Origin of the sequence: Acidovorax sp. (assembly GCF_027492855.1) — a bacterium.
Lineage (GTDB): Bacteria > Pseudomonadota > Gammaproteobacteria > Burkholderiales > Burkholderiaceae_C > Acidovorax.
In genome coordinates this window covers 242,898-249,962 of the sequence record NZ_JAPUDY010000051.1, presented here as the reverse complement: position 1 = coordinate 249,962, position 7,065 = coordinate 242,898, and the positions used below count along the sequence as shown (strand labels likewise).

At 66.4% G+C, this 7,065-nt stretch carries 8 protein-coding genes; 4 read left to right on the top strand and 4 right to left on the bottom strand.

Annotation, left to right across the window (positions count from 1 at the left end; translation table 11 throughout):
• Window positions 1-1,037, top strand: a 1,037-nt coding sequence (locus tag Q0105_RS10780; RefSeq protein WP_298211597.1) for a cobyric acid synthase, incomplete at its 5' end; no start/stop codon positions are given.
• A 28-nt stretch (window positions 1,038-1,065) separates the two neighbouring features.
• Here Q0105_RS10780 and Q0105_RS10775 read toward each other — a convergent pair.
• Window positions 1,066-1,857 (bottom strand): class I SAM-dependent methyltransferase, encoded by a 792-nt coding sequence (locus Q0105_RS10775; RefSeq protein ID WP_298211595.1) that lies wholly within the window; start codon window positions 1,855-1,857, stop codon window positions 1,066-1,068.
• Here Q0105_RS10775 and cobT point away from each other — a divergent pair.
• Window positions 1,856-2,920, top strand: coding sequence for a nicotinate-nucleotide--dimethylbenzimidazole phosphoribosyltransferase (cobT, locus tag Q0105_RS10770; protein ID WP_298211593.1), 1,065 nt, complete (start codon window positions 1,856-1,858; stop codon window positions 2,918-2,920). The genes Q0105_RS10775 and cobT overlap by 2 nt on opposite strands.
• A gap of 32 nt (window positions 2,921-2,952) precedes the next feature.
• Here cobT and Q0105_RS10765 read toward each other — a convergent pair whose 3' ends face one another.
• The 3 genes from Q0105_RS10765 to Q0105_RS10755 all read right to left on the bottom strand — a co-directional run bounded on the left by Q0105_RS10765 (window position 2,953) and on the right by Q0105_RS10755 (window position 5,552).
• Window positions 2,953-4,086 (bottom strand): diguanylate cyclase, encoded by a 1,134-nt coding sequence (locus Q0105_RS10765; RefSeq protein WP_298211591.1) that lies wholly within the window; start codon window positions 4,084-4,086, stop codon window positions 2,953-2,955.
• A 199-nt stretch (window positions 4,087-4,285) separates the two neighbouring features.
• Complete coding sequence (gene nth, locus Q0105_RS10760) at window positions 4,286-4,924, bottom strand: endonuclease III (protein ID WP_298211589.1); 639 nt, start codon at window positions 4,922-4,924, stop codon at window positions 4,286-4,288.
• Between the two features lie 148 nt (window positions 4,925-5,072).
• The gene (locus Q0105_RS10755) at window positions 5,073-5,552 is read right to left on the bottom strand and encodes a GyrI-like domain-containing protein (RefSeq protein WP_298211587.1); all 480 of its coding nucleotides are present in this window, start codon (window positions 5,550-5,552) and stop codon (window positions 5,073-5,075) included.
• A gap of 98 nt (window positions 5,553-5,650) precedes the next feature.
• Between Q0105_RS10755 and Q0105_RS10750 the strand changes: the two genes are divergently transcribed.
• Window positions 5,651-6,841 carry a PLP-dependent aminotransferase family protein gene (locus Q0105_RS10750; protein ID WP_298211585.1) on the top strand — a complete coding sequence of 397 codons (1,191 nt, stop codon included), beginning with the start codon at window positions 5,651-5,653 and terminating at the stop codon, window positions 6,839-6,841.
• Window positions 6,841-7,062 (top strand): SlyX family protein, encoded by a 222-nt coding sequence (locus tag Q0105_RS10745; RefSeq protein WP_298211583.1) that lies wholly within the window; start codon window positions 6,841-6,843, stop codon window positions 7,060-7,062. Before Q0105_RS10750 ends, Q0105_RS10745 begins: the two co-directional genes overlap by 1 nt.
• Window positions 7,063-7,065: the final 3 nt, after the last annotated feature.

Below are 7,065 nucleotides of genomic sequence, written 5' to 3'. Positions count from 1 at the left end.
ACCTGCACGCCAGCGACATCGTCAACATGCGCGTGGCCCGCCATGCCGATGCACGTTGCCTGCTGGTGACCGACATCGACCGGGGCGGCGCCTTTGCCCACCTCTACGGCACCTGGGCGCTGCTGCCCGAAGACGAACGTGCATTGATCCACGGCTTTGTGCTCAACAAGTTCCGTGGCGACGCCAGCTTGCTGGCCCCCGCACCGCAGATGCTGCAGGAGCTGACCGGCGTGCCCACTGTGGCCACCATTCCCATGCAATGGCGCCACGGCCTGCCCGAAGAAGATGGCGTGTTTGACGACCGCAGCACCGCTGCTGGCGCCGTGCACACCACCGTGGCCGTGGTGGCCTACCCGCGCATCAGCAACCTCGACGAGTTCCAGCCCCTCAAAAATGTGCCCGGCGTGCGCCTGCTGTGGGTGCGCAGCCCCGCCGACCTGGGCGGGTTGAAGCCCACCGACTGGGTGGTGCTGCCCGGCTCCAAGGCCACCGCCGCTGACCTGGCCTGGCTGCGCGCGCAGGGCCTGGACCAGGCCATTGCCAGCCATGCCGGACAAGGTGGCACCGTGCTGGGGGTGTGTGGCGGCCTGCAGATGTTGGGCGAGGCGCTGATCGACACGGCGGGCATCGATGGCAATGCCCCCGGCTTGGGCCTTCTGCCCTTGGTCACCACTTTCGAGGTCGCCAAGACCGTGCAGCGCACGCAGGCGCGGTTTGGCGCGGTGCAGGGTGTGTGGGGCGGCTTGGCGGGGGTGCCCGTCACCGGCTATGAAATCCACCACGGCCAGACGGCCCAGCACCCGGCCATGGCCGCCAAGGGCGACGTGGCCCGCGAGGTGATTCCGGGCATCGCCTGGCAAAACCCTGCGGGCAACGTGCTGGGTGTGTACCTGCACGGGCTGTTCGAGGATGCGACCGTGCTGCACGCGCTGTTCGGCGCCCAGGCGCCCACGCTGGACAGCGTGTTCGATGGCCTGGCCGAGGCCCTGGGCGCGTGTTTCACCCCTGGGGTACTGGATGCACTGGTATCCGCGTAAAGCTGCGGTCGTGGCGGGCTTCGGGGCTTTACAGCCGCTCGCAATGGTATGCCAGCGTGGTGTACGGAAAACGCACGGTCTCTTGCCCGCGCAGCGCGGGGTGGCGGGCGATGAGCGCTTCGATGCGTGCACGCACCTGGGCGCGCTCGGCATCGGGCAGGGCGGCGATGAAGCTCACCGACATGAAGCGGTCGATGATCACTTGCTGCGGCGGCCCCACATGCTCGTGTGGCAAGCGCGTCTCAACCAACGGGCTGAAACCAGGGTGCGGAAAGGGCTTGCGCCAGTCGCCCTTGTAGAAGCGCGGCGCATCGCCTTCGTAGGGCGTGATGATGGCGGTGAGCTCGGCCACCCAGTCCACCGATTCATCGCGCACGTTCCACACCAGGCCGAGCCGCCCGCCCGGGCGCAGCACGCGATGGAATTCATCCAGGGTCTCGCTGCCAGCAAACCAGTGGAACGCCTGCGCGCAGACCACGGCATCGAGCACCCCGGACGGCAGTGGCATGGCCTGCGCCGTGCCCGCCACGGCGCGCACCGTGGGCAACTGCAGTGCGTCGATCTTGGCGCGCATGGCGTCCACGGGCTCCACGCCCACCACTTCGGCCCCGGTGGCTGCGAGCCGCGCGGTGAACTTGCCTGTGCCCGCGCCCACATCCACCACCTGGCGGCCCGGGCCCAGGCCCAGGACCTGCTCCAGCCAGGCCGACAGCGCCGCCGGGTAGTCCGGCCGACCGCGCGCATAGGCCTGGGCCTCGTTCGTGAAACCCCGCTGTGCCGCCATGTGCACGGCATTTTTTGTTGTGTTCTCTACCGCCATGACCGTACCTTTCACTCTTCCATCCATTGACGACCTGCATGATGCCGCGTTGGCCGACCGCCTGCAGCACGCGATCGACTTCAAGACCAAGCCCCTGGATTCTCTGGGCCTGCTGGAGCGCCTGGCGCTGCGCCTGGGCCTGATCCTGGGCACCGAAGCCCCGGCGCTGCGGGCGCCCCAGATGCTGGTGTGCGCGGGCGACCATGGCCTGGCGGCGCGGGGTGTGTCGGCCTTTCCGAGCGACGTGACCTGGCAGATGATCGAGAACTTTCTGGCCGGTGGCGCAGCCGTGAGCGTGCTCGCACGCCAGCACGGCTTGGGTCTCACGGTGGTGGACTGCGGCGTGGCCAAGCCCATCGCCGCGCGCGATGCCGCTCCGGGCAAGCCGCGCCTGCTGCTGCGCAAGGTGGCGCTGGGCACGCAGGATGCGTCGGCCGGCCCCGCAATGACGGCAGAGCAATGCGCCCAGGCGCTGGCCAACGGCATGGAGGTGGTGCGCGACCTGCCGGGCAACGCGCTGCTGCTGGGCGAGATGGGGATCGGCAACACCTCGGTGGCATCGCTGCTGCTCGCGCGGCTGGCGGGCCTACCTCTGGCCGAGGTGACGGGCGCTGGTACGGGCCTGGACGCTGCGGGCATCGAACGCAAACGCGCCGTGCTGCAGCAGGCGCTGGATGCCAACGCCAGTGCCACCAGCCCGTTGGACGCCTTGGCGGCTTTGGGCGGCTACGAGGTCGCCACGCTGGTGGGCGCGGTGCTGCAAGCGGCTGCAGAGCGCCGTGTGATCGTGGTGGACGGGTTCATCACCAGTGCCGCTGTGCTGGTGGCCAGCCGTTTGCAACCCGCAGTGCTGCAGCGCTGCGTGTTTGCGCACCGCTCGGGCGAGCGCGGACACAGCCTCATGCTGGCCCAGATGCAGGCCGAGCCGTTGCTGGACCTGGGCCTGCGTTTGGGCGAGGGATCGGGTGCGGCGTTGGCCTGGCCGCTGTTGCAGTCAGCCTGCGCGATCCTGGCCGAGATGGCCAGTTTTGGGTCGGCAGGGGTCTCCACTCAGGTAACGTGAGGCCGCGGTGAGCGCGGCAGTGGGGCAGCGGATCAGGCCACAACGGTCCGGTTGCGCCCTTCGCGCTTGGCGCGGTACAGCGCGGCATCGGCCCGCGAGAGCATGGCGTCCAGGGTTTCGTGCGAGCCTGTCCAACTGGTCAGCCCGATGCTGACCTCGCAGTCCAGCGCATGGCCAATGGCCAGCGTGGCGTGGATGCGCTGGGCCACGCTGGCGGCCGCTGCTGTGTCGGCGCCCGGAAGCAGCACCATGAATTCCTCGCCTCCGTAGCGCCCCAGGCGGTCTGCACGGCGCAGCACTTGGCGCGTGCGTTCGGCGAAATGTGTCAGAACGGCATCCCCATGCTGGTGGCCGCGCGTGTCGTTCACTGTTTTGAAGTTGTCCAGGTCCACCATCATGATCGACGGACCGTTGCCATAGCGCTGGGCCCGTTCCAGCTCGTCCTCGCAACGCTGCAAAAGCGCCCTGCGATTCAGCGTTTTGGTCAACGAATCGTAGGTGGCCAGATATTCCAGCTCGGTGCGCAGGCGGTCGGTGGCCATGAGCACCGCGCCGATGGAGAGCATGAGCACCGAGAGTACGTAGCCTCCGATGTACAGCGTCTGAAGCAGCGATGCCTCCATCAGGTCGGAGCCCGCGTGCCCCATCAAGATGGTGATCAGCCTGGATGCAAGTACCACCATGTGCAAGGCCAGCACCACCTCCACCAGCCGTACCGAAAAATTGGGCCCACCGTGGCGCAGCATGAAGTTCAGCTGCGCGGCATAGACGGAAAACATGACCAGGGAGAAAAAACCCACTCGCAGCGCGTAGTTGGGAAACCAGTAGGTCAGAACCACAAACACGAGTGCGGAGACCGCAAGCACCCAACCCCAGATACGCCAGTGAAATGCATGGCCCAAAAAGCTGCGCGTGCCCACGTAGTAGATCAGCGTGCCCAGCACCAGCATCAGATTGGCGGTCACCAGGCTGACCCAGTCCGGTGCGTAGCCGCGTGTGCCAAAAAGCAGCGTGGACACCAGCCATAGCAGCGGCGCGGCGGCCCAGGCACCCACACCCCGGATCGAGGGTGGGTAGTAGCGGCGCATGAACAGCAGAACGATCGCCATGACGGCGGCCATGAAGCCCGCCGTGGCGATCATGGAACGTGGGTCGAGGTTCGTCATCCGTGATGGGTGGGGGAGCGGTGCGCTCAGGTAACAATGCGATAACAATCTCTTGCCAACATCGGCGAAGTCGTCAAACGCTCTGAAAAATCACTGCCTTGCCTTGAACCAGTATAGCCATGGACTTGCCCTCGGAGCCCCCTGTAAAACGAGGGGGCAGGCAAGCCTGGCATGCCTCCTTTTTGGGAGTATTTGGACGTCAGGTGGTCGTGGTCTTGGGCTGGTAGTCGCAGTACGGTGCGACCAGGCATTCCCAGCAGCGCGGCTTGCGCGCCTGGCACACATACCGGCCCAGCAGGATGAGCCAGTGGTGTGAGTCCACGGCGTATTGGGGGGGCACGCGCTTCATGAGCTGCATTTCCACCGCCAGCGGGTTTTTGCCGGGGGCCAGGCCCGTGCGGTTGCTCACGCGAAAGATGTGCGTGTCTACCGCCATGGTGGGCTGGCCGAACGCCACGTTCAACACCACATTCGCTGTTTTACGTCCCACGCCGGGCAGCGCCTCCAGGGCCTCGCGCGTGCGGGGCACCACGCTGCCATGCTGCTCCACGAGGATGCGGCAGGTTTCCATCAGGTTCTTGGCCTTGGTGCGGTACAGGCCGATGGTCTTGATATAGCCCTCCAGCCCTTCCAGTCCCAGGTTCAGGATGGCCTCTGGCGTGCCCGCCACCGGGAAGAGCTTGCGCGTGGCCTTGTTCACGCCCACGTCCGTGGCCTGGGCCGACAGCAACACGGCGGCGAGCAGCTCGAACGGGGTGGTGTACTCCAGTTCGGTGTTGGGCATGGGGTTGGCTGCCTTGAGGGTGGCGAAGAAAGGCTCGATGCTGGAGGTCTTCATGGGGTGGGGTCGTGGCAGTTTTTTTGAAAGGCGTGGGGCGCCACATTGTCCTGCAGGGGCCCCGCACATCACGCAGGGGCGCGAACTGGCGCTGATCCGCGTGGCGGTAGCACGGGGGAGTGTTGGAGGTGCTTGTGTCGAGCCAAGGTCACGCCAGGCGCCGCACCGGCACACACAGCCAGCACGGAAACCGGCCCGTGGCCGGGTCTACGGCAAAGTCCTCGTCGTAGATCTCCAGCGCAGCGCGCGGGTCCCACTCCCAGCCTTGCGGTATCTGCCCCGGTTCGGCCATGTGGGCCCAGGCTTGGGCGATCTCGGGGCCGGTGCCCGTGAAGTGCATGCAGGCATAGTCGCCGCCCTCGTAATCCATCACCTGCACGTCGGGGCCCGTGCGCAGGCCCACGCCAATTTGCACACAGGCGTCGTATCGGCACTGCTCGGGTGGTGTGCAGGCCGGGTTGTCGTGGCTGAAGCCATAGAACTTGGGGCGCGGATCGCCCAATCCGCGGGTGTTGCACCAGGCGCCAAAACGCTCCCACAGTTCGGTGAGGCCGGGGTGGGCGTAGGCCCCGGTATGGCGCATGTAGGCCAGGCGCATGCGGGGCAGATGGCGGATTTCCAGGGGCATGGTCGGTCTCGGCAAAGGGTTGCATCGTAGGCTGCAGGAAACCTGCGCGTCAATTGGCGACAATGCGTGATCCTGTTGCCAACCCCACTGTCCACGCCATGCAATTCGCCGACCGCCTGAACAATGTAGAAACTTCCGCCATCCGTGAGCTTTTCAAGCTGCTGGGCAAGCCCGGCATCATCAGCTTTGCAGGCGGCTTTCCCGACAGCGCGATGTTCGATGTGGAAGGCATTCGTGCGGCGAGCAACGCGGCCCTGGCCGAAGAGCCCGGCGCGGCGCTGCAATATGGCGCGACCGAAGGCTACCAGCCGCTGCGCGAGCAACTCGCCGCCTTCATGAAAGCCAAGGGCGCCAAGGACGTGGCAGCCGACAACCTCATCGTGACCACCGGCAGCCAGCAGGCGCTGGACCTTTTGGGCAAAACGCTCATCAGCCCCGGCGACAAGGTCATCGTGGAAGGCCCGACCTTTTTGGCCACCATCCAGTGCTTTCGCCTGTATGGCGCCGAGCTCATCAGCGCGCCCATCGACGGCAACGGCGTGAAGACCGACGAGCTGGAAAAACTCATCGCCGAACACAAACCCAAGTTCGTCTATTTGATCCCCACCTTTGGCAACCCCAGCGGCGCCATGCTGAGCCTGGAGCGCCGCAAGGCCGTGCTGGAGATGGCCGTCAAGCACAACACCCTGATCGTTGAGGACGACCCCTACGGCGACCTGTATTTTGGCGAAGCCCCGCCCCCCAGCCTGCTCAACCTGTCGGCCACCGTGCCCGGCAGCCGCGAGCTGTTGGTGCACTGCGGCAGCTTGAGCAAGGTGCTCTCGCCCGGCCTGCGCGTGGGCTGGATGATCGCCCCGGCCGAGCTGCTGGCCAAGGCCACCATGTGCAAACAGTTCAGCGATGCGCACACCAGCACCTTTGCGCAGGCCACGGCGGCGCAGTACCTCAAGGCCGGCCGCATGCCCGCAACGCTGGCCCATGTGCGCAAGGTGTATGCCGAGCGTGCCCAGGCCATGGGCGACGCGCTGCGCAAGGAGTTGGGCGACGCCATCGAATTTGTGCAGCCCCAGGGCGGCCTGTTTGTGTGGGCACGCCTGACCGGTGCGGGCGGCAAGGTGGCTGACGGCAATGTGCTGGCCAAGCGCGCCATCGAAAAGGGCGTGGCCTTTGTGCCCGGCACGCCGTTCTTCTGCGCCAACCCCGACCACGCCACCTTCCGCCTGTCGTTTGCCACGGCCGACTCGGACAAGATCCGCGAAGGTGTGGCGCGCCTTGGGCAGGCCGTGTGATGAGTGACGCGCAGCAGCAGATCATCGAGCGGTTGGAGAGCCTGGAGATCAAGGCCAGCTTCACCGAAGACCTGCTGGACCAGCTTAATCTCACCATTTACCGCCAACAAGAGCTGATCGACCGGCTCACGCGCGAGGTCATCCAACTGCGCCAGCAGGCGCCCGAGGGCGGCGGTGCTGCGCCGCGCAACCTGCGCGACGAACTGCCGCCGCACTACTGACCG

Excerpts from the sequence above, each read along its gene's own strand:
- cobT (WP_298211593.1), top strand. The coding sequence starts at position 1,856 with ATGACCGTACCTTTCACTCTTCCATCCATTGACGACCTGCATGATGCC.
- Q0105_RS10775 (WP_298211595.1), bottom strand. The coding sequence starts at position 1,857 with ATGGCGGTAGAGAACACAACAAAAAATGCCGTGCACATGGCGGCACAG.
- Q0105_RS10765 (WP_298211591.1), bottom strand. The coding sequence starts at position 4,086 with ATGACGAACCTCGACCCACGTTCCATGATCGCCACGGCGGGCTTCATG.
- nth (WP_298211589.1), bottom strand. The coding sequence starts at position 4,924 with ATGAAGACCTCCAGCATCGAGCCTTTCTTCGCCACCCTCAAGGCAGCC.
- Q0105_RS10755 (WP_298211587.1), bottom strand. The coding sequence starts at position 5,552 with ATGCCCCTGGAAATCCGCCATCTGCCCCGCATGCGCCTGGCCTACATG.
- Q0105_RS10750 (WP_298211585.1), top strand. The coding sequence starts at position 5,651 with ATGCAATTCGCCGACCGCCTGAACAATGTAGAAACTTCCGCCATCCGT.
- Q0105_RS10745 (WP_298211583.1), top strand. The coding sequence starts at position 6,841 with ATGAGTGACGCGCAGCAGCAGATCATCGAGCGGTTGGAGAGCCTGGAG.